Raw genomic sequence first — 23,043 nt, forward strand, 5'->3', positions numbered from 1 at the left:
GCCGCGTCCCGCTAGGCTCGCGGCCATGAGTGCCCGCGTCGTCGCCGTGGTCGTCGCGTGGAACCGCCGCGACCTGCTGGCCCGCACCCTCGACGGGCTCGACTCCCAGGAGCGCCCGGTCGACGCCGTGGTCGTCATCGACAATGCCTCCACCGACGACTCCGCGGCGCTGGCGTCCGGGCACGGGGTCACGACCGAGGTCGTGTCGCTGCCCGTCAACACGGGCGGCGCCGGGGGTTTCGCGGCCGGGATCGCGGTGGCCCTGCGCCGGCACGCCGCCGATCTCGTCTGGATCATGGACGACGACACGGTTCCCACTCCGGGGGCGCTGGCGGCCTTGCTCGAGGCACGCGACCGCTACCCGGGTCGGGTGAGCGTCGCCGCGTCGCGGGCCGACTGGCAGGACGGCCGGGAACACCCCATGAACACGCCTCGGGAGCGGTTCGGCCTGTCGCCGGACGAGCGGGACGCCGCCGCGTCCGTCGGCGCCAAGGCCATCAGGTCGGCGTCCTTCGTGAGCATCCTGATCGACGCGGACGCGGTCCGGAGGCACGGTCTGCCCGAAGCCGCGTACTTCCTGTGGAACGACGACTTCGAGTACACGGCGAGATTGCTGCGCGACGGCGTCGGACTGTACGTGCCGGCCAGCCGGGTGCTGCACCTGACCAGGGTCTTCGGGGCATCGGACGCCGATCCAGGACCCCGTTTCGTCAACGAGGTGCGCAACAAGGTGTGGCTCTTCACGCGATCGGACGCCCTCGGCGTGCGGGACCGCTGCTTGTACGCCGGATCCACGCTCCTGCGATGGACGCGGATGATGGCCCGTTCGCGGCAACGACGGTCACTGGCGGCCTACGGCTGGCGGGGACTTCGCGAAGGCGTGGGTCGCAAGCCGACGACGACCGCCGTCCTGGCGGGCACGCCGGTGGCCGGCGACGTGTCCGCGATCGAGGCGGGTGCCGGGCGTGGCTGACTTCAGCGTGCTGCTGCCCGTGTACGCCGGGGACCGGGCCGGGTGGGTGGAGCGGGCGATCCGCTCGGTGACGGTCGATCAGTCGCGGCGCCCCGCCGAGCTCGTCATCGTGCAGGACGGGCCGGTCGGGGCCGACCTGGCCGCCGTGGTGGCCCGCGCCGGTCTGGGCGAGCTGACCGACGGCGTCGGCGTCCGCGTGGTGGCCCTGCCGGCCAACGTGGGGCTTGCTCGGGCACTCAGCGCGGGTCTGGCGGCGTGCGCCCACGAGATCATCGCCCGCGCGGACGCCGATGACGTGTCGCTCCCCCACCGGTTCGCCGTGCAGGTGCCCCTCGTCGAGGACGGGCTCGACCTGGTGTCGAGCGCGATCGCCGAGTTCACCGACGACGAGACCGACCGCGGTCTCGTGCGCGCCTGGCCGACGGATGCGGCGTCCATCGCTGCCCTGGCGCGTTTCCAGGACCCGTTCAACCACCCCGCCGTCGTGTACCGGCGCTCGGCCGTGGCCGCCGCCGGGGGTTACGAGCACCTGGACAAGATGGAGGACTACTGGCTGTTCGCCCGCATGATCCACGCGGGCGCCCGCGTGGGGAACGTGGCCGAGCCGCTGGTCCTCTACCGGGTCGGCGCCGGCGCCTATGCGCGCCGCGGCGGCTGGACGCTGCTGCGTTCGGAGCTGGCGTTGCAGGCGGGCATGCTGCGGACAGGGTTTACGACGCCGGTCCAGTTCGTGCGCAACGTGGCCGTGCGAGGGGTGTGGCGGTTCATCCCGACGGCGGTGCGCAAGCCGATCTACGCCGCCTTCACCCGCCTGCGCTCCCGCTGACGCCCGGTCCGGATGCCCAGCCGCCGTGCGAACCACGCCGCTTCGGCGCATCCACGCCGCTTCGAAGCCTTCCGACGCCGGTTAGGTGCAGAAACGCCGCGCAGACCCGGCGTTTCTGCGCCCAAGCGGCGTCGCAGTGTGCGAGAGCGGGTCGAACGAGCGATCGGCGACGAAGTGTCGGCGGAGAAACCAGCGACGGTGGCGGATTGCCGCTCAGCGGTTGCGGTCGCGGAGGAAGGTGACGGCGTCGCGGCAGGGGCCGTCGAACACGACGCGGCCCTTCTCCATGACGATGCCGCGCTCGCAGATGTCCTGGACCAGATCGAGGTCGTGCGACACCACCACCAAGGTCTTGCCACGCGCGACGAGTTCCTGGATGCGGGCGATGCACTTGCGCTGGAAGGGCTCGTCCCCCACCGCGAGGATCTCGTCCACGAGGAACACGTCCGGATCCGTGTGCACCGCCACGGCGAACGCGAGCCGCAGGTACATGCCCGAGCTGTAGAACTTCACCTCGCTGTCGATGAAGTCGCCGATCTCGCTGAACGCCAGGATGTCGTCGAACTTCGCGTCGATCTCCTCCTGGGTCATGCCGAGGATGGCGCCGTTGAGGTAGACGTTGTCGCGACCGGGCAGGTCCACGTGGAAACCCGCGCCCACCTCGATCAGGCCGGCGACCCGGCCCCGGACCCGGACGGTGCCGCGGTCGGGACGCATGACCCCTGAGATCAGCTTCAACGTCGTCGACTTGCCCGACCCGTTCAGGCCCATCAGCGCGACCGTCTCACCGTTACGGATCTCCAGGTTCACGTCGTCGAGGGCTTTGAACTTGGCCGACAGGTCGCCTCGGCGGCCTTTCACCAGCCAGACCAGCGCCTCCTTGAGGCTGCGCGTGTGCCGCAGAACGAAGTCCTTGCCGACCCCGACCACCTCGACGACGACCTCCCGGCCGCCCACCCCGCTGTCCGTCATCAGAGCTCCTGCGCGAAGCTGCCCTCGTAGCGGCGGAAGACGGCGTCCCCGAGCCAGAGGAAGAAGATTGAGACGACCAGCGCCACCGGCGTCCACACCAGGAAGAGGTGGGGCGGGATCTCCCACGTGCCCCCGTTGGACACCGTGGGGTGCCAGAACCCGTAGTGGAACAGTTCGACGGCCACGCTGAGCGGATTGAGGAAGTAGACGTCGACGAGCCATGGGACGCCGCCCTCGGTCGCCGCGGCCCGCACCATCGTCCACACGTAGAGCACCGGGGACGCCCACGTCGCGACCATGGTGATCAGGTCCACGATGTTCTCCGCATCCCGGAAGAACACGTTCGCGGTGGCGAAGACCACCCCCAGACCCAGCGCAAACACCCCGATGATGACGAACCCGGCCACCACAGCCGCGAGCTCCCAGAGGTTCGGCAGCCATCCGGTGAACAGACAGGCGATCAGCAACACGACCATCTGGGGAACGAAGTGGATGAACGCCACCCACAGCGAGGACGCGGGGAACAGTTCGCGGGGCAAGTAGATCTTCTTGATCAGGTTGCCGTTGCCCACGACGGAACGAGCGGCGTTCCCGAACGCTTCGTTGAAGAAGTTCATGGCGATGATGCCGCTGAACAGGTAGACCGCGTAGTTCTCCATCCCCTTGTTGAGCCCCAGGAAGATGCCGAGGGCGACGTAGAACACCGCGAACTGGACAGCCGGCTTGATGTAGCTCCACAGAATGCCCAGCACCGATCCGCGGTAGCGGACCTGCACCTCCTTGCGGACGATGAGCTTCAGCAGGTAGCGGTTGGCGAAGACGTCGAGCAGCCCTCGACCCTTGCCCGGCGCCACCAAGTCGGCGGTCGACACTAGCGCGTGAGCTCCGAGTCGGTGTGCCGCGCGAACGTCTCGCCCCACGCCTCGAGGGACGTGATGCGCGGCGCCGCCGCACGGTAGGCGGCCCGCAGGCGCTTCCAGTCCGCGAGGATCTGGCCGTGTAGGCGGGTGGCCTCGACGAGTTTGGCCCGCAACTGCCGCGGGTCGCGCTTGTACCAGGACGCCGCCGTGCCCTCCGCGTTGCTGACAACCGCCGAGTCGTACTGGCTCATCCGCCACCACTTGTTGTCGAGGTGCGCGATGACGGCCTGCGGCCGCTCCTTGGACTCCTCCTTGACGGGTCGGGCGAGCTGGCGCAGCACCGTCTTGGCCGCCCACGGCACGAGGCCGGCGACGGACGGCTGTTGGAACCCTTGGCCGCGGCGCGGGGGCTTGGTGACCAGAGGGGCCGGGAAGTCGTCGACCCGGGGTGAGAACTGCGCATCGGAGAAGTCGCTCGTCATCGCCCGGATCTCCTTGATCCGCTGGGGCTGGATGGCGTGCAACTGATCGGGCCCGGCGAGCACATCGTGAAGCGCCATGATGCGCCCGGCCTCGGTGTAGTACTGCATGGAGATGAGGTGCTTCACATCCATGTAGTTGGACTCGCGCACCAGGCGTCCGCCCCGCTCGTACGGCGAGTGGATGAGGGCCGTGATGAGGCGGTTGCGCTCGTGGAAGTAGGCCTGCCAGCCGACCAGGTCGTCCTTGTCGCCCCACGAGATGTGCCACACGGCGGCACCCGGGAACGAAACGGTCGGATAACCGGCAGCCTTGGCGCGAAGGCCGTACTCGACGTCGTCCCACTTGATGAAGATGGGCAGCGCGAGCCCGATCTCGCGAATCACCTGGGTCGGGATCAGCTCCATCCACCAGCCGTTGTAGTCGACGTCGACGCGGCGATGCATCCAGGCCGTGTTCCGTAGGGTCGAGGCGGCGAGGTCATGACCGGTGACCTGTTCCTCGATCGGTTTGCCGGGCTGCCACCGCCACGGGTTCACGTTCTCGCCGAGGGTGTGGAGGGAGGTGCGGTTGTACAGGTCGAACATGTGCCCACCGACGAGCGTCGGCTTGGTGCAGTGCGTGGCGAAGGTGAGCAGGCGGACGACCGACTCGGGCTCGATCACGATGTCGTCGTCGCAGAGCAGCACGTAGTCGGAGCCGTTGTGCACGGCCTCGAACATCCCGCGGCTGAAACCGCCGGACCCGCCGAGGTTCGACTGGTTGATGATGCGCAGCTTGCCGGCCAGGGCGTCCGCCACCTCCTCGAAGTCATCCTCGTCCTGGACCTTCTTCGTGCCCTGGTCGACGATGAGGATCTCCTGCAGGTGCTCCAGCAGCTCCGGGTTGCTGCCCAGCATCCGCAGGTTGGTGAGGCAGAAGTCCGGCTTGTTCATCGTGGTGATCTGGAGGGTGGCGCTGCCGAGCTCACGGCCGTTGTGTTCGCCGAGCCAGTTGGCCCCGAGGAGTTTGAGCTTGGAGCCGCCGGCGACGAGATCGAACCAGTACCAGCCGCCGTCGCCGAACGGCGCCAGCGGGAGGTCCACGGTGAAGGTGTTCTCACCGGTCACCGATTCGCTGGTGACGCGCTGCAGGGCCCCGCGGGCGTTCGACTTCGACACGATGATGGTGCCGGGCCCGGTGGTCCGCACCTCGAGCCGCACCGAGGTCAGAGAAGTCCAGCGCCGCCAGTAGCTGGCCGGGAAGGCGTTGAAGTAGGTGCCGAAGCTGAGCCGGTCACCCGATCGGACGACGAGCGATGTCCGCGAGAGGAAGTCCTGCGCGTTCGCCTCCTCGGACGCCGCCATCACGACCTGCTGCTGCGCGGCGCGCCCGTTCATCGTGTCGTAGCGCGCCCCCATGGCGGCGCCCGCGTCCACGTACAGCGGCGTCGTGTCGAGTTGCGAGGCAACGGGCAGGATCACCCGTTGGAGCACCCGGAACTGCTTGTCGGCCGCCTCTTCGGCTGTGCCCTGACCGGTCAGCGTCTCGGTCACGCGTCCACCCCTCCGCTCTCCAGCTTGGCACCCTCGGCGAAGTGCGGCTTCAACTTGTTGTCGAACATGCTGAGCGCGGCGCCGATCGCCATGTGCATGTCGAAGTACTTGTAGGTGCCCAGCCGGCCACCGAACAGGACGTTCGGCTCGTCCTTGGCGAGGTCACGGTAGGCGAGCAGGCCGGCGCGGTCGGCGTCCGTGTTGATCGGGTAGTACGGTTCGTCGCCCACCTCGGCGAAGCGGCTGTACTCGCGCATGATGACCGTCGCGTCCTTGGTGTAGTCGCGCTCGGGGTGGAAGTGGCGGAACTCGTGGATGCGCGTGAACGGCACGTCGGGGTCGGGGTAGTTCATGACCGAGGTGCCCTGGAAGTCCTCGATGGGCAGCACTTCCTCCTCGAGGTCGATCGTGCGCCAGCCCAGTTCCCCGGCGGAGTAGTCGAAGTATCGGTCCACCGGGCCGGTGTAGACGATGGGCAGTTGGCCGGACGCCGCCGCCTTCCCGAACTCGTGGCCCGCATCGAAGAAGTCGGTGCCGAGCCGGACCTCGATCTTCGGATGGTCGACCATCCGCTCGAACCACTTCGTGTAGCCGTCGACCGGCAGGCCCTCGTGGGTGTCGTTGAAGTAGCGGTTGTCGTAGGTGTAGCGCACGGGCAGACGGCTGATGATGTCGGCCGACAGCTGCTCGGGGTCGGTCTGCCACTGCTTCGCCGTGTAGTGCATGATGAACGCCTCGTAGAGCGGGCGGCCGATGAGGGAGATGCCCTTCTCGACGAAGTTCGCCGGCACCTTGCCGCCCAACTCGGCGGCCTGCTCGGCGATGAGGGCGCGCGCCTCGCCGGGCGAATACGCGGCGTTGAAGAACTGGTTGATCGTGCCCAGGTTGACGGGCATCGGGTACACGATGCCGTTGTGACGCGTGTACACCTTGTGCACGTAGTTGGTGAACGCGGTGAACCGGTTGACGTACTCCCACACGCGCTCGTTGCTGGTGTGGAACAGGTGCGCGCCGTAGCGGTGCACCTCGATGCCGGTCGACGCCTCGGGCTCGGAGTAGGCGTTGCCGCCGATGTGGTTGCGGCGGTCGATCACAACCACGTTGAGCCCCAGGTCATTGGCGGCGCGTTCGGCGATCGTCAGGCCGAAGAGGCCCGATCCCACGACCAGCAGGTCTGCGTTCACGTGCGAAATCTCCCGTCTCGATTCGTGACCGGCCACTACCGGAGCAACGGCGCAACGGCGCGCCACCTAGGGTATCGGACGCCCGCCCTCCGGCAGGCAGGGCGCGCGATTGCCCCCGGACCGTGGCGTCGACCGACCCGGCCCCGCCCGCCTCGCTACCCTGTCGCCATGCCCGCCGCGAGGCCAGACGCCGACTCCGCCCCCCGTCCGCCCGATCGTGCGGGCCACCGCCTGGCCGGGGTCGCCTGGCCGCTCGGACTCGCCATCTCGGTGGCGCTCTGCGCGCTCATCCCCCTGCTCGGCAACCCCAACTTCTATTTCTATGCCGACACCCCCGAGGGGGCGTTCGGGCAGTGGTACGAGCTCGGCCAGCACGTGCGGGCCGGCAATCTCCCCCTCATGAACCCGGCGGTCTGGATGGCCGGCAACTACGTGGCCGAGGGGCAATGGGGGCTCTTCAATCCGTTCGTCCTCGCGGTCGCCCTGGCGGTGTCCGCCGCCCCGGACGCCGTCGCCATCAGCAGCGCGGTCAAGATCGTGACGCTGGTGATCGGTGCCCTCGGGGCGTACACGTTGGCACGCGAGGTGGGCGCCAGCAGGGCGTGGGCGTTCGTCGCCGGTGTCGGCGCCCCCTTCGCCGGCTTCACCTTGTTCATGGACGCCTCGAGTTGGGTGACCAACCAGTTCGTCTGGGCCTTCTGGCTGTGGTCCGCCGCGGCCATCCTGGCTCATGCACGCCGTGGGGTGGGGTTCTGGGCGCCCGCCGTGGCCACCTACCTGCTGGTCACCGTGGGGTACCTGCAGGGCACCGTCATGCTGATCCTCTTCTATGTCGTCTCCCTGGGCGAAGCCGGGGTACGCCGCCAGTGGGACCGTTTCGGACGCATCTTCCTGACCGGTGTGGCAGCCGGGCTCGTGGCCTTCGCCGTCTACCTGCCGGGCTTGCTCACATCCTCGGTGACCACGCGCACCTCGAGCGTGAAGAACGACGGGTTCATGGTGCTCACCATGACCGGCCTGGCCACAGCAGGGACGCCATCGTCCGCCGGGCCGTTGAGCGGATGGTGGGGCGAGTTCAGCGACATCCCCCTCCTCTACATCGCCTGGTTCCTGCCCCTCCTCGCCCTCACGGTCCCCTCGGACTGGCGGGGCCGCACGGGGGCGTCCACGGTGGCGATCTTCACGGCCGTCGCGACCCTGTGGGCCATGGGTCCCTCCGAGATGGGTCCGCTGCGTTTCCCCGTCCGCACCATGCCGTGGGTGGCGACGGGCGTGCTCGTCCTGGGGGCGGTGGCATGGACGGCCCGTAGCCAGCGCCGCGCACGCTCGATCCAGGGCTTGGTCGCCGCGTGGACCCTCGCCGGGATCGGCATGTGGCTCACCTATGCGACCACACCGGACCAGGGGCGCAGGATCGGCCTGTTCGGACTCGTCACGCTCGGCGGACTCGCCGTCGGCTGGTGGCTGCTGGGCGCGCCCGCCCGACGCGCCCGTGTGCTGGCGGCTCCCCTCGCGCTCGCGGTCGTGTCCGTGATCGTGCTGGGCATGCAGACGCGCGTCTACGCCCCCCAACTGCAATCGCGCGCCGACTACCCGGCCGCCACCCTCGCCTACCAACAGGCGATGCCGGACGCGCACGGGGACGGGATCGTCGTCGGCAACCCCCTCGAGCTCGGCGATGCCCTGTTCGACTCGACCGTCTTCGGGAACTCCTGGTATCTCGAGGACCAGGTCTCGGTGCAGAACGTCTACACCCCGGTCGGCTTCGCCACCTACTCGCAGGATCTCTGCCTACTCTACGACGGCCGCACCTGCCCGGAACTGGCGACCCGGCTGTTCGAGACCGATCCCACGACGGGCCTTCCCCTCGCGGACCTCCTCTCCCTCGACACCGTCCAGGTCCTGGCCACCGACGGCGTGACCCCCGCCCAGCTCCGGGCACTCCCCACCCCTGCCGGCTGGTCGGTCTCGTCCGCGACAGACGCGTCACTCACGTGGACGCGGGAACAACCCACCGCGCCTGCCGGCGCAGTGACCTGGTCGTCGCCAGGCGTCACGGTGGTCGAGGAGGATCACGGCGATCTGGACGTCGACCTGAGCGTGACCGCGCCGCAGGGGGGCACCGTCGTGCTGAGCCGCCTCGCGTGGCCGGGCTACGGCGTCCGCGGCGCGAGTCTGGGTGCACCGCTCCGGGGGTACCTGGTGACGCTCGAGGTGCCCGCCTCTCCGGACCCGCAATCCGTCACCCTGTCGTGGCGTCCGCCCGGCTGGAGCGCTGTGCTCGCGGCCTTCGCCGGATTCGCGCTCCTGACAGTGGGGGCGTCGCTCTGGCCGCTCCTGCCCCGTCACAAGATGGGGCCTCGTCGCGCCGCCCCCGTATCCTGACATCCATGCAGATCGCGCTGGCCCTGGGCTCCGGAGGCGCTCGCGGGTACGCGCACATCGGGGTCATCGACGAATTGACTGCGCGCGGACACGAAATCGTGGCCGTGTCCGGTTCGTCGATGGGCTCCATCGTGGGCGGACTCCATGCGGCCGGGAAGCTCGAACCCTACTGCACCTGGGTTGAGACCCTCACCCAGCGCGACGTGTGGATGCTCCTCGACCCCGCGTTCTCCGGTCCGGGTGTCTTCTGGGGGCGGCGCGTCATGGACCGGGTCGCCGAGCTCCTCGAGGGCGTCACGATCGAGGAGTTGCCCATCCCCTTCACGGCGGTCGCAACCGACCTGACCGCGTCCCGCGAGGTGTGGTTCCAGCGCGGATCGGTGGCCATGGCCATGCGCGCGTCCATCGGCATCCCGAGCGTGTTCACGCCCGTCATGCTGCACGGGCGCCTCCTGGCCGACGGCGGCATCCTCAATCCCGTGCCGGTCGACCCCCTCCTCGGAACACCGGCCGACCTGACCCTCGCCGTCAGCCTGTCGGGGCCGCACAACAGCCGGACGAGCCAGCAGCCGGTGAGCGAGACGGCGGACTCGGGCGTTCTGGGTGAGATCACCGGCCGTCTGCGCGGAGTCATGGAGTCCGAACAGGTGCGGGGCGTCCTCGACTGGTGGCAGTCGCGGTTCGCGTCCGAGCAGCCGGGTGAACCCCGGCTCGAGGCGTCCGACCCCGCCGGTCCGGGCGACCCGGACGCCACCGCCTCCCCCAGGAGCCTCGAGGAGTTCGACGCGCTCCCCCGCGGGCTGCGGACCTCCGACGTCGTCAGCAAGACGCTCGACACCACCCAAGCGCTCATCACGCGGTTCCGGATGGCCGCCAGCCCGCCCGACATCCTCGTCGAGGTGGCCCAGAACGCGGCCAGCACCTTCGACTTCCACCGCGCCTCGGAACTCATCGCGCTGGGGCGCGAGAAGGCCGCGGCGGCCCTCGACGAGGCGGGTCTCTGACGCCCGTCCGGCTCAGTGGGTGGCGAAACCCCCGGCGACGTCGAGCGTGATGCCCGTGATCCATGCCGCGGCGTCCGAGGCCAGGAACAACACGGCCGAGACCACGTCGTCCGGTTGCCCGATCCGGCCCAGCGGAATGACCGACGCCGCGCCGCGCCGTTGCTCCTCGGACGCCGTGGCCCACCGCTCGTTCTCCACGGTCGACGGGGCGACGCAGTTGACCCGGACGCCCCGGGGTGCCAACTCCACGCCCAGGTGCCGGGTCAACGAGACCACGCCCGCCTTGGCCGCCGCGTAGGCGGCGTTGGAGCGGCCTGCCTGCCGGCCGGCCGACGACGCCATGGTGACGACGACACCCCGGGTGGTGAGGAGATCCGGCAGGAAGGCCCGGATCGTGAGGAAGGTCGAGGTGAGATCTGACTCCAGCACCTGACGCCAGTGCGCCGGGGTCTCCTCCACGCTGGGCACCGGGAATCCGCTGCCACCGGCGAAGGCGCACAGCAGGGACACCGGCCCCATCTCCTCGCGCACGCGTGCGGCGGCGGCAGCCAGGGCGTCGGCGTCCGTGCAGTCGGTCGGGACGGCGAGCGACCTCTCCACCCCCGCGGCGACGTCGGCGAGCCGCTGGCCGTCGCGGGCCACGAGGGCGACCGACACTCCTTGGGCGGCCAGCGCCCGGGCCGTGGCCGCGCCGATGCCCCGCGAGGCACCGGTCACGACCGCGACCCGGCCGGCCAGGTCGGCGAACGAAGCGACCACCGTCTCCCCCGGCCCCGCGCCGCCGGTCCCGACTCCCCCACCGACGACGTGCTCAGACATGGCGCACCTCCGGCAGTTCGTAGGCGGACGCCTTCGCGAGCGCCCGTGCGACGAAGCCCAGCATGAGGTCGGTGAACGGCAGCGCGTTCAGCACTCGAAGCGCCGTCAGGGTCGACGTCACGGCCTTCTCCGAGCCCATGACCATGCGCTTGAGGTTGCTGGGCCCCAGCTTCTGGTTGCCGTCGACGAAGCCCCGCAGCGCGGCCTCGGCGCGGTGCAGCGCGTCCGGCACCGCGTCCGGCGTGGCGCGCAACTTTGCGACCGTCACGTAGGCCGTGACGAGCGCGAGCGTCGTCCCCTGCCCGGAGGCCGGCGAGGCGCACGCCGCGGCGTCCCCGATGAGCCCGACGCGGCCGGACGACCACCGATCCAGCTTCACCTGGGCGACGGCGTCCAAGTAGACGTCGTCGGCCGTCTCGAGGGCGGCGAGGATCTCGGGCAGGCGCCACCCGGCGTCGGCGTACCGCTCGCGCAGGAAGGCGACCTGCGCCGGGCGGTCGCGCGGCAGCGGCCCGTCGTGGGTGAACAGGAGCATCGCGCGCGCCCGAGGCTGGGTGGCCGTGGCGTACAGCAGCGCGGTGCGGCCGGCGGTGACGAACGTGGTCTCCTCGTTGGTCAGGCCCATCGAGGTCGGCATCGTCACCACCCCGATCGCGTGGCCCAGCGGGTGCACCGCGTCGGCGGAACCGATGCCCGCCAGGCCCCGGGTGGCCGAGTGCAGCCCGTCGGCGCCGAGCACGACCGCGTAGGTGTCCTCGGTGCCGTCCGAGAACCTCACCCGGACGCCGTCGGCTCCCTCGGTGAACCCGGTCGCCTGGGTGCCGAACCGGACGGGGCCGGCCGCCTCGGCGAGGAGACGGACGAGGTCACCGCGCTCGAGTTCCACGTCCTCGCCCAGGCGGCCGCCGAAGGTGTCCCCGCCCATGGCGGCGACGGTGCGTCCCTCCGCGGTGACGACCGAGCCCGCCCGCACATGGCAGGCCCGTTCGCGGGCGGCGTCCAAGAGACCGAGGCGCCTCAGCACCTCGACACCGGCGCCGCGGGCGTCCACCTTGTAGCCGCCGGTGCGCAGCTCGGGGGCGCGTTCGATGGCCTCGACCTGCCACCCGTGGCGGCGCAGCAGGGCGGCGGCGGTCAGGCCGGCGACGCCGGCGCCGACGACCAGGGCCGTCCGATTACTGTGAATCTCGTTCATGGAAAGAGAAGATATAGTGAATTCCATGCAGAGTAAAGAGGGTGCCGCTCCACCGCGCGGGCTCGGCGAGCTGTGGGGGATCTCCGGGCGCGGTGCACGTGGCCCCAAGGCGCGCCACAGCACCCGCGACGTGGGGGCGGCCGCCGTTCGGCTGGCCGACCGGTCCGGACTGGAATCGGTCACCCTAGGCGCCGTGGCCGCCGAACTCGGCCTCACGACGACCGCCCTGTACCGCTACGTCGACGCCAAGGAAGACCTCCTCGAGCTCATGCTCGATGCCGCCTTCGGGGCGCCCCCGACGCTCGGCGGCCCGACGTGGCAGGAGCGCGCCCGCGCCTGGGCGCTGGCGCTGGCCGACTGCTACCGGCGCCACCCGTGGCTAGGGCTCGTCCGCGTGACCGGCGTGCCGCGGCGGCCGAGCCTGTACGCCTGGACCGACGCCCTGGTCGGCTCCCTCGACGACGCGCCCGCCGGGCTCGACCGCATGCGCCTGGCCCTCCTCCTGGACGCCGTGGTGCGCGGCCTCGCCGTGGTCGGCGGAGGCGACGAACCGCCGCCCTTGTGGCTCGCCGAGGCGATCGGACGCCGCCACCCACGGCTGGCCGCCGAGCTCGCGCGCGACTGGTCCGACACCGAGGACGAACTCAGAGCCGCCGTCGACGTCGTGCTGCGCGGCGTGGCCGCACAGGAGCCGGCCCAGGCAGCGCCATGAGCCGCGACCTCGCGGCGCCACCGGATGCGGCGGGCGCAGTCGGTCAGGCCGCTTGACCCGTCACCAGCAGGACCATGGGCACCACCGAGAAGGACAGGTTCGTCACGACGTGGGCGATCACCAGCGGCCACAGCGTGCGGGGGTGCCGGCGCCGGATCAGCGCGGCCGTGAGGCCCCAGAGAAAGAAGGCGGCGAGGTAGGCGGGGATGCCCGCGAGGCTCTGGGCCACGAACAGGTGCTGGATCGCGAACCCGACGCTGGGCACCCAGACCGCCCACGCGCGGCGTCCGGACGCCTCGAACGCGCCTTGGGCGTAGCCGCGGTAGTACAACTCCTCGATCGGTGCGTTGACGAAGGGGAACACGAGCCCGACCGCGGCGACGGCCCACATCCAGGGCCCTCCCGGAAGCACGACGGGCGGGGTGAACACCTCGCCGATGCGCCCGAAGCCGCCCGCCGTCGCGGTCGCGACGAGGGTGAGCCCCACTGAGAACGGCACGAAGAGCACGACGGCCCAGAGCAGGCCCCAGGCGAGGTCGGCCGGACGCCAGCGCCCGAGCAGGTCGCCGAAACCTCGGCCCTCGGCACGCAACCGCCGGGCGAGGATCCACCAGCAGAGCAGGTTCACCGCGGTGAAGGTGGCCACGGAGACCTGCCCGACCGCCTGCCAGTTCCAGCCGGCGAGGGTGAGGATCGCTGCGGCGACGGCGGTCCCGGCGAGCAGGAGCGGCGTCCGGAGGAAGGAGGAGACGATGCCGTCGCGGACGCCGGAGGTGCGGAGGGCAGGGACGGTGGGAACGGTGAGTGTCATGAAAGGTCTCCTTCGAGGAGCCGCAGCAGTTCCGCGCGGTAGGCGGCGAACGCGCTGCGGCCGCTGGGGGTGAGGGCGATCGTGGTCGAGGAGGCCCGACCGCGACCGGAGGTGCGGACGACGACGTAGCCGGCGTCCTCGAGCTTGCGGACGTGGGTGGTGAGGTTGCCGGCCGTGAGTTCGGTGATGGACTGGAGGGCGGGGAAGCGCAGAGCGTCCCCCTTTGCGAGCGTCGCCAGCGTGGTGACGATGGCCAGGCGCGCGGGGGCGTGGATGACGGGGTCGATCATGGCTGCCGCCCCACCAGGAACCCGCCCACGAGCAGGGCGACCGCGAGCAGGAACGCGCCGACCGACGGGCCCGGCACGAGGAACCACGCGAGGGCCACGCCGGCGGCGACGGCGGCGACGACCCGGACGCCCGGCCAGGGCTGGGCGATGGTGACGGCGGCCGAGGCGGCCGCGCCCACGGCCAGGCCGAGGCGTACGGCGTCCGATGGGCCGACGCCGTGCGCGGCGGCCCAGACCCCGGCGGCGCCTCCGAGGAGCATGGTCAGGCCGATCGCGCCGCCGGCCCGGGCACCGGCGCGCGCCGAGACGCCCTCGACCGCCAGGCCGGTGCGCCGGGCGGTGTGCAGGCCGGTCACCGCCCCCGCCCCGCCGAACGCGAGGACGGCGCCGAGCGCGGCGACCCACCCGGGCGAGCCGGCGGTCCATGCCTGGAGCACGGCACCGACCACGAGCCACGCCGCCGCCCAGACCCAGCAGAGCAGGCGGAGGTTCGGCATGAGCGCGGCGGCCGCCGCCACCTCGGTGCGGCGCAGCTGGGCCGCGGCTTCCGCCGGGTCGAACGTGTCGGGCATGGGGTCCTCACAAACTTTGCGATGCAAATTTCGCTGAGCTTTAGTTTGCGTTGCAAAGTTCGTCCCGTCAAGCGCCACCGCTGCCCGCGTGCGGCGGTCCAGCGCTCGGTGCCGCCACCGGTCGACCGACCCCCGCAGGGAGCGGCGGCGTCCGGGCTAGAATCGTCGGTCGTGACCGATCCCTCGCACTGGGTGCTGACGCTCGCCTGTCCCGACCGACCCGGCATCGTCCACGCCGTCACCGGCGCCATCGCATCCAGTCAGGGCAACATCACCGAGCTCCAGCAGTTCTCCTCGGCCGACACCGGCCGCTTCTTCATGCGCGTCCAGGTGCAGTCGGGATTCGAGCGGGCGAAGTTCGAGGAGTCCGTGCGCCCCCTGGCCGCCTACCTCAACGCCTCCTGGAACCTCGACGAGGTCGGACGCCCCCGGCGCACCCTGATCCTCGCCTCCAAGGCGGCCCACTGCCTCAACGACCTGCTGTTCCGCCAGCGCGCGGGACAGCTACCCATCGAGATCACCGGGGTGATGGCGAACCATCCCGACCTCGGCGATCTCGCCCGCTTCTACGGGGTGCCGTTCGCCGAGCACGTCGTCCTGCCCGACACGAAGGCGGACTTCGAGCGCCGCGTCCTCGAGGCGGTGGACGCCGAGGAAGTCGAACTGGTCGTGCTCGCCCGCTACATGCAGATCCTCTCCCCCGAGCTGTGCGCCGCTCTGGCGGGCCGCGCCATCAACATCCACCACTCGTTCCTGCCCGGCTTCAAGGGCGCCAACCCCTACCGCCAGGCGCATGCCCGCGGCGTCAAGCTCATCGGGGCGACCGCGCACTTCGTGACGGCCGACCTCGACGAGGGCCCGATCATCGAGCAGAACGTGACGCGGGTCGACCACACGAAGACCGTCGCCGAACTGCAGGCCATCGGCCAGGACCAGGAGTCCCGCACCCTCGCCGCCGCGGTCAAGCTGTTCGCCGAGCACCGCGTCTTCCTCGACGACAACCGCACGGTCGTCCTGAACTGACGCCGCCGCCCGCGTCTCAGCCGACGCGCTTGGGGCCAGGGGCCGCCACGTCGGCGTCCGCTGGGGCGATCGGGGCGGGCTCGTCCCACGCGACGAAGGTCCAGCCGGCGTCCGGGTCGCCGTCGAGGGTCACGATGGTCGTGTTGTCGAGCCGGCGGTCGACGACATCGTGCAGGTCGAGCGACGCGACGCGCGCCATGATCCACATGCGCAGCGCCGCACCGTGGCTGACGAGCAGGGCGGCGCCGTGGCCGGCGCCCGCGATCTCGGCAACGGCCGCGTCGAAGCGGCTGTAGAACGCGGGTGCGTCCTCACCGTTGGGGACACGGTTGGTCGGTGTCTCGCGCCACGACTGGAGCACCTCGACGTAGCGCTGCCAGTCGGGGCTCATCTCGTCGTCGCCCGCTTGGATCTCACGCAGCCCACCCAGGACGACCACGTCGAGCTCGCGGTCGGACGCGAGCGGGGCCGCCGTCTGCTGGGTGCGGACGAGGTCGGATGCGTAGATCGCCCCGATCGGACGCCCGTCGAGGCGTCCCACCAAGGCGTCGGCCTGCCGCCGGCCGACCTCGTCGAGACCCGCGCCGGGAAAGGCGGTGTCCAGGAGCCGGGCGACATTGGAGGCGGTCTGGCCGTGGCGGACGAGGTAGAGGCGCATGGCCCCACCCTAGGCGGCGCGGCGCCCAGCCCACGGTGCTAGGTTCGAACCTACGAAGCCAACGCTCCGACACCGTCGTTCACCTGTGGAGGGAAACCATGAGCACCGCACCCGTCAAGGTCGCCGTCACCGGCGCCGCCGGCCAGATCTGCTACAGCCTGCTGTTCCGCATCGCCAGCGGCGAACTGCTGGGCAAGGACACCCCCGTCGAGCTGCGCCTGCTCGAGATCACGCCCGCGCTCAAGGCCCTCGAAGGCGTCGTCATGGAGTTGGACGACTGCGCCTTCCCGCTGCTGAGCAAGGTCGAGATCGGCGACGATGCCACCAAGGTCTTCGACGGCGTCAATCTCGCGATGCTCGTGGGCGCCCGCCCGCGCACCGCCGGCATGGAGCGCGGCGACCTGCTCAGCGCCAACGGCGCCATCTTCACCGCGCAGGGCAAGGCCTTGGGCGAGGTGGCCGCGGACGACGTGAAAGTGCTCGTCACGGGCAACCCGGCCAACACGAACGCCCTCATCGCGATGAGCAACGCGCCCGACATCCCCCGCGAGCGGTTCAACGCGCTGACCCGCCTCGACCACAACCGCGCCATCAGCCAACTGGCCGCCAAGGTGGGTGTCCCGGTCACCGCGATCACGAAGATGACGATCTGGGGCAACCACTCCGCCACCCAGTACCCCGACCTGTTCCACGCCGAGGTCAACGGCAAGAACGCCGCGGAGCTGGTGAACGACCAGGCCTGGATCGAGAGCGACTTCATCCCGACCGTCGCCAAGCGCGGCGCGGCCATCATCGCGGCCCGCGGGTCGAGCTCGGCGGCGTCCGCGGCGAACGCGACCATCGAGCACATGCGCGACTGGGTCCTCGGCACGCCCGAGGGCGACTGGGTGTCGATGGCTGTGCCGTCCGACGGCAGCTACGGCGTCCCCGAGGGCCTGATCAGCTCGTTCCCGTGCACGGTCACGGACGGCCAGTACTCCATCGTCCAGGGCCTCGAGATCGACGACTTCAGCCGCGCCAAGATCGATGCCTCGGTCGCAGAGCTCGCCGACGAGAAGAGCGCTGTCACCGAGCTCGGCCTGATCTGACGCTGGGTCCGGCCACGACGCCGACCTCCTGATTCGGACCTCCCGACTGCGTGCACCTGCGCGTAGTTGGGAGGTCCGAGTCGGGAGGTCGTTCGGTTCAGCGCCGTTCGCCGAAGTTGCGCGCGGTCAGGTCGGCCACCGCGTCCCGGGCAGCGGCGGCGTCCGGCCCCGTCATCCGGAACTCCAGTTCGTGTCCCCGCTCGACGCCGAGCGCGAGCAGCCCCATCGGGCTGCGGGCGTCCACGGCGACCTCCGGATCATCCGTGAGGTTGACGACCTCGACGGCGGCGTCGAAGCCTGTGAGTGCCGCGACGAGCGCCGCCGCCGGTCGCGCGTGCAACCCCTGGGTCAGTTCCACGACCGTGCGGAACACGACGGCCTCACCCGCTGCCTTCGCCACGGGAGCGGCCGCCACCCCGTCGCCGAGATGCGCCACCTTCGGGTCCAGCCCGCGCAGGGCCTCGGCTTCGCAGGCGTCCAGGTCGGCCCCGGACGCCGCCGTCACGACCGCCGCCACGAGCCCCTCCACGAGCGGGGCCGCCGTGATGCGGACGCGCGCGGCGGCGTCCGGGTCGAGGAACTCGACCGCCATCTCGGCCGACATGACGGCACTGCCCAGGTCGAGCAGCACGAGGACGCCGTCACCCGAATCCGCCTCCGCCAGTGCCGCCGCGATCGCGGTGGCATCCGTGCCGAAATGTCCCGCTTCCAGACCCGCCGCCGGCAACACCGGCGGGCGCGCGTCGGCGGGCACCATGTCGAGAGCCAGTTGGATCGCCGCCCGCGCCAAGGCATAGCTGTGCGACACCACCACCAAGCCGATCATGGGGACCCGATCAGCCCAGGGTGCGCGCGGCGGCCTCGACGAGCATCGTCACGCTGGTGGCACCCGGATCCTGGTGCCCAGCGCTCCGGTCCCCGAGATAGGAGGCCCGGCCCTTGCGGGCGACGAGCGGGATCGTGGCGTCCCTGCCCTCCGCCGCCGCCCGGGCAGCAGCCTCCAACGCCTCCGCCGCCTCGTCCGACACGGTCGCCTCGTAGGCGTCCACGGCCGGCGACAAGGCGTCCACCATCGTCTTGTCCCCCACCGACGCCTTGCCGCGCGCCAGGACGCCGTCCAGCCCGGCCCTCAGGGCCAGCCCGAACGCGACCGGATCGGCGCCCTCGGCGGGCAGCGCCGCCGCGAGGCGCAGGAAGAAGGTGCCGTACAGCGGCCCGGACGCACCGCCGACCGTGCTGACCAGCGTCATGCCGGCCTTCTTCAGCAACGCCGGGGCATCGGCGAAGTCGTCGGCGGACAGGGCCGCCACGGCCTGCATGCCGCGGTCCATGTTGGCGCCGTGATCGGCGTCGCCGATCTGACGGTCGAGATCGGTCAGCAGGTCGGCATTCTCGTGCACGACCGCGGCGAAATCCGCGAGCCACGCGTGCACCTGCGCAAGGTCGATGACGGTCACAGCCCCCACCGTAGGCCAACCGTGTTCACCGGGGCGTCCCAGAGCTTCAGCATGTCGTCATCTGCGGCGAGCAGGGTGAGCGACGAACCGGCCATCTCGAGGCTCGTGATGTAGTTGCCGACCAGACTGCGCGCCACTTGCACTCCGTACTTCTGGAGCAGCTTGGCCACCTCGCCGTACATCACGTACAACTCGATGAGCGGCGTGCCGCCCATACCGTTGAGCATCGCGATGGTGGGGCCGTTGCTGAAGCACAGGTCTTCCAGGATCGGCTCGACGAGCATCGCCGCCACCTCGCGGGCCGGCGCGAGCTTGCGGCGCTCGCGCCCCGGCTCGCCGTGGATGCCGATGCCGACCTCCATCTCGTCCTCGGCCAGGTCGAACGTCGGCTTGCCGGCGTGGGGGACGGTGCAGGAGGTGAGCGCCATGCCCATCGAGCGCCCGTTGCCGTTGACCTTCTTGGCGAGCTCGACGAGGGCATCGAGGTCGCGGCCCTCCTCGGCGGCGGCCCCAACGATCTTCTCGAGCAGCACCGTGACACCCACGCCACGGCGCCCCGCGGTGTAGAGCGAGTCCTGGACGGCCACGTCGTCGTCGGTGACGACGGCTTCCACCCGGACGCCGCCCTCCGCGGCCGCCATCTCCGCGGCCATCTCGAAGTTCATGACGTCGCCGGTGTAGTTCTTGACGATGTGCAGGACGCCGGCGCCGGCGTCCACCGCGGTCGTGGCGGCCATCATCTGGTCGGGGACGGGCGAGGTGAAGACCTCGCCGCAGCACGCGGCGTCCAGCATGCCGAGCCCGACGTAGCCGCCGTGCATCGGCTCGTGGCCGGAGCCGCCGCCGGAGACGAGTCCCACCTTGCCGGGACGGGGGGCGTCCTTGCGCAGGATCACCTTGTTCGCGTGGTCGATGCGGAGGCGGTCGGAGTAGGCGGCCTCGATGCCGACGAGGGCCTCAGCGACGACGTCATTGGCGCCATTGATCAGCTTCTTCATCCTCTCAGTCAACCACCCGGCGCGGCGGCGAGGAACCCCCTGCGGGGAGACAACCGTTGGCAAGTCTCCCATCGACGGCTAACAACCTACGGTTGCGTAACTAAGATGCTGTCCATGACCTACACCGGACGGCCGGCCACCGCCGCCACCGACGCCGTGCGCCGCGCCCGCGACTTCCTTCTCGACCACCCCCACGACTACGAGGCAGTCCGCGCGGGCTTCGCCTGGCCGCAGCTCGAGACCTTCAACTTCGCCCTCGAGTGGTTCGATGTGGTCGCCGGCGAACACCCCGATCGCGCCGCCGTCACCATCGTCGAGGAGGACCTGACGGCCCATACCCACACCTATGGCGAGCTCGCGGCGCGCTCGGACCAGGTCGCCAACTGGCTGATCGACCTCGGCCTGCACCGCGGCGACACGATGATCGTCATGCTCGACAACACGATCGAGCTGTGGGAGGTGCTGTTCGGCCTCCTCAAGGCAGGCGGCGTCGCCATCCCGACGTCGACGCTGCTCAGCGACGTCGACCTCGCCTGGCGCGTCGAGACCGCGGACGCCCGGTTCGCGATCGCCCCGACGCGGCTCACCGGGCGCTTCCACCTGGTGCGGCCCGGCACGACGCTCATCGGTCTCGGGGACGCCCTCGGCGAGGGCTGGGTCGACTACGCCACCAGCGCGGACGCGGCAGAGGACTTCACCCCGGACGGGCCCACGCCGGCCACCGACACGTCGCTGCTGTACTTCACCTCCGGCACCACGGCCCACCCGAAACTGGTGGAGCACACGCAGGTGAGCTACCCGGTGGGCCATCTGTCGACGATGTACTGGCTCGGCGTCCGGCCGGGCGACGTGCACCTCAACATCAGCTCGCCCGGTTGGGGCAAGCACGCGTGGAGCAACTTCTTCTCGCCGTTCCTCGCCCAGGCGACCGTGTTCATCTTCAACTACGCGCGTTTCCATGCCGAGACGCTGCTCAAGATCATGGACACCTACCAGGTGTCGACCTTCTGCGCGCCGCCGACCGTGTGGCGCATGCTCATCCAGGCTGATCTGTCGCACCTCACCAAGCCCCCGCGCGAACTCGTGGGCGCAGGCGAGGCGCTGAACGCCGAGGTCATCAACCGGGTGCGCGACGCGTGGAACAACACGATCCGCGACGGTTACGGCCAGACCGAGACGACCTGCTCCATCGGCAACTCGCCGGGCCAGCCGATCCGGCCGGGCGCGATGGGACGCCCCATGCCCGGCTACGCGGTGGCGCTGCTCGACCCGGCGACCGAGACGGTCGTGGAGGGCGTCGGCGAGGGTGAGATCTGCCTCGACCTGTCGGTGCACCATCTGGGCCTCATGGGGGGCTATTACGCCGCGGACGACCTGACGGCGGAGGCCACCCGCGGTGGCTACTACCACACCGGCGACATCGCGGCGCGTGACGAGGAGGGCTACCTCACCTACGTCGGCCGCGCCGACGACGTCTTCAAGGCGTCCGACTACAAGATCAGCCCCTTCGAGCTGGAGAGCGCGCTGATGCTCCACGCGGCGGTAGCCGAGTGTGCGGTCGTCCCGAGCCCCGATGCGCTGCGCGGCGCGGTGCCGAAGGCGTACGTGCACCTGGCAGCGGGCCATGCGGCCGGCCCCGACGTGGCGCGGTCGATCTTCGCCCACTGCCGGTCCCACCTCAACGGGTACCAGCTGGTGCGCATCGTCGAGTTCGTCGACACCCTGCCGAAGACGGTGAGCAGCAAGATCCGCCGTGTCGAACTGCGCTCCGCCGAAGCCGAGCGGGTGGCGTCCGGTGACCGTGAGGGGCAGTTCTTCGATCGCGACTTCCGCTGAGGGCGGCCGCACGTTTCTGACCGAGGTTTTCTGACCGAGGGAATCGTGGCACGTGTCACGATTTCGTCGGTCAGAAACGTGGGCGGGGCCGCCTACGGAAGCGGCGGGACCACCAGCGTGAGCGCCCAGATCCCCACGCCGAGCAGCCCCAGGCAGGCCACGTCGACCAGACGCCGCCGGACGCCGAGCAGCCCGACCCACCGATCCGGCAGGAAGGCACGCAGCAGGGTCGCAACGACGAACGAGGCCCCGATGAGGAACGACCCGCGCTTCCAGTGACCGATGCCGGCCCAGCCGACGCCGGCCGCCACCCCGAGCAACGTCACCGCCAGCGGCCACTGCCCCACGACCAGCGCCCACCACGGACGCGGTGCGCGCGGCCCGGCCGGCCGCTCGGCGCGCGCGTCGGCCGGCACGTCGGCGGTGTCGGACGGATGCGGCGGGCGGAAGTGGTGCGGATACTGCTTCGCCTCGTCCGGGAGGCGGCCGGTCACGGCGCCGCCAGCGCCTCGGCGCGGTCGACGACGTTGCTGAGCAACATCGCCCGCGTCATGGGGCCCACGCCGCCCGGGTTGGGCGTCACCCAGGACGCCTTGTCCCACACGTCGGGCGCGAGGTCACCCGTCGTCTTCCCGTCCACGCGGCTGACGCCGACGTCGACGCACACCGCCCCCTCGCGGATCATCTCCGCCGTCACCATGTGCGGCACCCCGGCAGCGGCGACGACGATGTCGGCCCGGCGCGTGTGCGCCGCCACGTCGCGCGTGCCAGTGTGGCAGAGCGTCACGCTGGCGTTCTCCGACCGCCGCGTCAGGATCAGCCCGAGGGGCCGCCCGACGGTGATCCCGCGGCCGATCACGACGACCTCCGCTCCGCGCCACGACAATCCGTGCCGGACCAGCAGTTCCACGATCCCCCGCGGCGTGCAGGGCAGGGGCGCCGGCTCGTTCAGCACGAGGCGGCCGAGGTTGATCGGGTGGAGACCGTCGGCGTCCTTGCCCGGGTCCACGCGTTCGAGCAGCGCGTTCTCCGGCAGGGCCTTCGGCAAGGGCAGTTGCACGATGTAGCCCGTGCAGGCCGGGTCGGCGTTCAACGCGTCGATCGCCGCCGTCACCTGGTCGAGGGACGCCGCCGCCGGCAGTTCCACCCGGATCGACGCGATGCCCACGTCGTCGCAGTCGCGGTGCTTCATGCGCACGTAGCTGTGGCTCGCCGGGTCGTCGCCCACGAGCACGGTCGCGAGCCCCGGCACGATGCCACGCTCGCGCAGCCTTGCCACGCGCGCGGTCAGTTCGGCCTTGATGGCGGCCGCGGTGGCTTTGCCGTCCAGCACCTGGGCTGTCATGAGTTCTCCGTTCCCCGCGG

At 70.8% G+C, this 23,043-nt stretch carries 23 protein-coding genes; 8 read left to right on the forward strand and 15 right to left on the reverse strand.

Annotation, left to right across the window (positions count from 1 at the left end):
* Window positions 1-25 precede the first annotated feature (25 nt).
* Together Q1K57_RS07430 and Q1K57_RS07435 are read left to right on the forward strand one after the other, a co-directional pair.
* Window positions 26-973, forward strand: a complete 948-nt coding sequence (locus Q1K57_RS07430) for a glycosyltransferase (protein ID WP_300080491.1) — start codon at window positions 26-28, stop codon at window positions 971-973.
* Complete coding sequence (locus Q1K57_RS07435; protein ID WP_300080493.1) at window positions 966-1,799, forward strand: glycosyltransferase; 834 nt, start codon at window positions 966-968, stop codon at window positions 1,797-1,799. Before Q1K57_RS07430 ends, Q1K57_RS07435 begins: the two co-directional genes overlap by 8 nt.
* 213 nt (window positions 1,800-2,012) lie before the next feature.
* Here Q1K57_RS07435 and Q1K57_RS07440 read toward each other — a convergent pair whose 3' ends face one another.
* From Q1K57_RS07440 to glf, 4 genes are read right to left on the reverse strand one after another with little or no spacing between them, the layout of a single operon-like run.
* Window positions 2,013-2,771: an ABC transporter ATP-binding protein gene (locus tag Q1K57_RS07440; protein ID WP_300080495.1), complete on the reverse strand. Its 759-nt coding sequence runs from the start codon at window positions 2,769-2,771 to the stop codon at window positions 2,013-2,015.
* A complete protein-coding gene (locus Q1K57_RS07445; protein WP_300080497.1) occupies window positions 2,771-3,643 on the reverse strand; it encodes an ABC transporter permease in 873 nt (290 codons plus the stop codon). Before Q1K57_RS07445 ends, Q1K57_RS07440 begins: the two co-directional genes overlap by 1 nt.
* Window positions 3,643-5,646, reverse strand: a complete 2,004-nt coding sequence (locus Q1K57_RS07450; protein WP_300080499.1) for a glycosyltransferase — start codon at window positions 5,644-5,646, stop codon at window positions 3,643-3,645. The genes Q1K57_RS07445 and Q1K57_RS07450 overlap by 1 nt, the downstream gene beginning before the upstream one ends.
* Window positions 5,643-6,830, reverse strand: coding sequence for a UDP-galactopyranose mutase (glf, locus tag Q1K57_RS07455; protein WP_300080501.1), 1,188 nt, complete (start codon window positions 6,828-6,830; stop codon window positions 5,643-5,645). Before glf ends, Q1K57_RS07450 begins: the two co-directional genes overlap by 4 nt.
* Before the next feature lie 168 nt (window positions 6,831-6,998).
* Between glf and Q1K57_RS07460 the strand changes: the two genes are divergently transcribed.
* Window positions 6,999-9,215 carry a hypothetical protein gene (locus Q1K57_RS07460; protein ID WP_300080503.1) on the forward strand — a complete coding sequence of 739 codons (2,217 nt, stop codon included), beginning with the start codon at window positions 6,999-7,001 and terminating at the stop codon, window positions 9,213-9,215.
* Window positions 9,216-9,220: 5 nt separating this feature from the next.
* Window positions 9,221-10,219, forward strand: coding sequence for a patatin-like phospholipase family protein (locus Q1K57_RS07465; protein WP_300080505.1), 999 nt, complete (start codon window positions 9,221-9,223; stop codon window positions 10,217-10,219).
* A 12-nt stretch (window positions 10,220-10,231) separates the two neighbouring features.
* Here the strand turns inward: Q1K57_RS07465 and Q1K57_RS07470 are convergent, their stop codons facing one another.
* Both Q1K57_RS07470 and Q1K57_RS07475 read right to left on the reverse strand, forming a co-directional pair.
* Complete coding sequence (locus Q1K57_RS07470; protein WP_300080507.1) at window positions 10,232-11,038, reverse strand: SDR family oxidoreductase; 807 nt, start codon at window positions 11,036-11,038, stop codon at window positions 10,232-10,234.
* Window positions 11,031-12,233: an FAD-dependent monooxygenase gene (locus Q1K57_RS07475; protein ID WP_300080509.1), complete on the reverse strand. Its 1,203-nt coding sequence runs from the start codon at window positions 12,231-12,233 to the stop codon at window positions 11,031-11,033. The genes Q1K57_RS07470 and Q1K57_RS07475 overlap by 8 nt, the downstream gene beginning before the upstream one ends.
* Before the next feature lie 25 nt (window positions 12,234-12,258).
* On the opposite strand from Q1K57_RS07475, the gene Q1K57_RS07480 reads away from it, so the two are divergent.
* The gene (locus Q1K57_RS07480; RefSeq protein ID WP_300080511.1) at window positions 12,259-12,945 is read left to right on the forward strand and encodes a TetR/AcrR family transcriptional regulator; all 687 of its coding nucleotides are present in this window, start codon (window positions 12,259-12,261) and stop codon (window positions 12,943-12,945) included.
* 43 nt (window positions 12,946-12,988) lie between these two features.
* Here Q1K57_RS07480 and Q1K57_RS07485 read toward each other — a convergent pair whose 3' ends face one another.
* Genes Q1K57_RS07485 through Q1K57_RS07495 form a run of 3 tightly spaced genes read right to left on the reverse strand, consistent with a single transcriptional unit; the run spans window position 12,989 to window position 14,618 of the window.
* On the reverse strand, window positions 12,989-13,756 hold the full coding sequence (locus Q1K57_RS07485) for a CPBP family intramembrane glutamic endopeptidase (RefSeq protein WP_300080513.1): 768 nt from the start codon (window positions 13,754-13,756) through the stop codon (window positions 12,989-12,991).
* Complete coding sequence (locus Q1K57_RS07490) at window positions 13,753-14,046, reverse strand: transcriptional regulator (RefSeq protein WP_300080514.1); 294 nt, start codon at window positions 14,044-14,046, stop codon at window positions 13,753-13,755. Before Q1K57_RS07490 ends, Q1K57_RS07485 begins: the two co-directional genes overlap by 4 nt.
* On the reverse strand, window positions 14,043-14,618 hold the full coding sequence (locus Q1K57_RS07495) for a hypothetical protein (protein ID WP_300080515.1): 576 nt from the start codon (window positions 14,616-14,618) through the stop codon (window positions 14,043-14,045). The genes Q1K57_RS07490 and Q1K57_RS07495 overlap by 4 nt, the downstream gene beginning before the upstream one ends.
* Window positions 14,619-14,789: 171 nt before the next feature.
* On the opposite strand from Q1K57_RS07495, the gene purU reads away from it, so the two are divergent.
* Window positions 14,790-15,641, forward strand: coding sequence for a formyltetrahydrofolate deformylase (gene purU, locus Q1K57_RS07500; RefSeq protein ID WP_300080517.1), 852 nt, complete (start codon window positions 14,790-14,792; stop codon window positions 15,639-15,641).
* 16 nt (window positions 15,642-15,657) lie between these two features.
* On the opposite strand, the gene Q1K57_RS07505 is transcribed toward purU, so the two are convergent.
* A complete protein-coding gene (locus Q1K57_RS07505; protein WP_300080519.1) occupies window positions 15,658-16,299 on the reverse strand; it encodes a histidine phosphatase family protein in 642 nt (213 codons plus the stop codon).
* Between the two features lie 98 nt (window positions 16,300-16,397).
* Here Q1K57_RS07505 and Q1K57_RS07510 point away from each other — a divergent pair, with 98 nt between their 5' ends.
* On the forward strand, window positions 16,398-17,387 hold the full coding sequence (locus Q1K57_RS07510; protein ID WP_300080521.1) for a malate dehydrogenase: 990 nt from the start codon (window positions 16,398-16,400) through the stop codon (window positions 17,385-17,387).
* 97 nt (window positions 17,388-17,484) lie between these two features.
* On the opposite strand, the gene dhaM is transcribed toward Q1K57_RS07510, so the two are convergent.
* Genes dhaM through dhaK form a run of 3 tightly spaced genes read right to left on the reverse strand, consistent with a single transcriptional unit; the run spans window position 17,485 to window position 19,842 of the window.
* Entirely contained in the window at window positions 17,485-18,213 is a 729-nt protein-coding gene (gene dhaM, locus Q1K57_RS07515) for a dihydroxyacetone kinase phosphoryl donor subunit DhaM (protein ID WP_300080523.1), read from the reverse strand.
* Between the two features lie 10 nt (window positions 18,214-18,223).
* Window positions 18,224-18,844, reverse strand: a complete 621-nt coding sequence (gene dhaL / locus Q1K57_RS07520) for a dihydroxyacetone kinase subunit DhaL (protein ID WP_300080525.1) — start codon at window positions 18,842-18,844, stop codon at window positions 18,224-18,226.
* Window positions 18,841-19,842 (reverse strand): dihydroxyacetone kinase subunit DhaK, encoded by a 1,002-nt coding sequence (dhaK, locus tag Q1K57_RS07525; RefSeq protein ID WP_300080527.1) that lies wholly within the window; start codon window positions 19,840-19,842, stop codon window positions 18,841-18,843. The genes dhaL and dhaK overlap by 4 nt, the downstream gene beginning before the upstream one ends.
* A gap of 114 nt (window positions 19,843-19,956) precedes the next feature.
* Between dhaK and Q1K57_RS07530 the strand changes: the two genes are divergently transcribed.
* Window positions 19,957-21,678 carry an AMP-binding protein gene (locus Q1K57_RS07530; RefSeq protein WP_300080529.1) on the forward strand — a complete coding sequence of 574 codons (1,722 nt, stop codon included), beginning with the start codon at window positions 19,957-19,959 and terminating at the stop codon, window positions 21,676-21,678.
* Between the two features lie 92 nt (window positions 21,679-21,770).
* Here Q1K57_RS07530 and Q1K57_RS07535 read toward each other — a convergent pair whose 3' ends face one another.
* Window positions 21,771-22,172, reverse strand: a complete 402-nt coding sequence (locus tag Q1K57_RS07535; protein WP_300080531.1) for a DUF3017 domain-containing protein — start codon at window positions 22,170-22,172, stop codon at window positions 21,771-21,773.
* A complete protein-coding gene (locus Q1K57_RS07540; protein WP_300080533.1) occupies window positions 22,169-23,023 on the reverse strand; it encodes a bifunctional methylenetetrahydrofolate dehydrogenase/methenyltetrahydrofolate cyclohydrolase in 855 nt (284 codons plus the stop codon). Before Q1K57_RS07540 ends, Q1K57_RS07535 begins: the two co-directional genes overlap by 4 nt.
* Window positions 23,024-23,043: the final 20 nt, after the last annotated feature.

The sequence above is a fragment of the Propioniciclava sp. genome (assembly GCF_029977985.1).
Taxonomy (GTDB): domain Bacteria; phylum Actinomycetota; class Actinomycetes; order Propionibacteriales; family Propionibacteriaceae; genus Propioniciclava.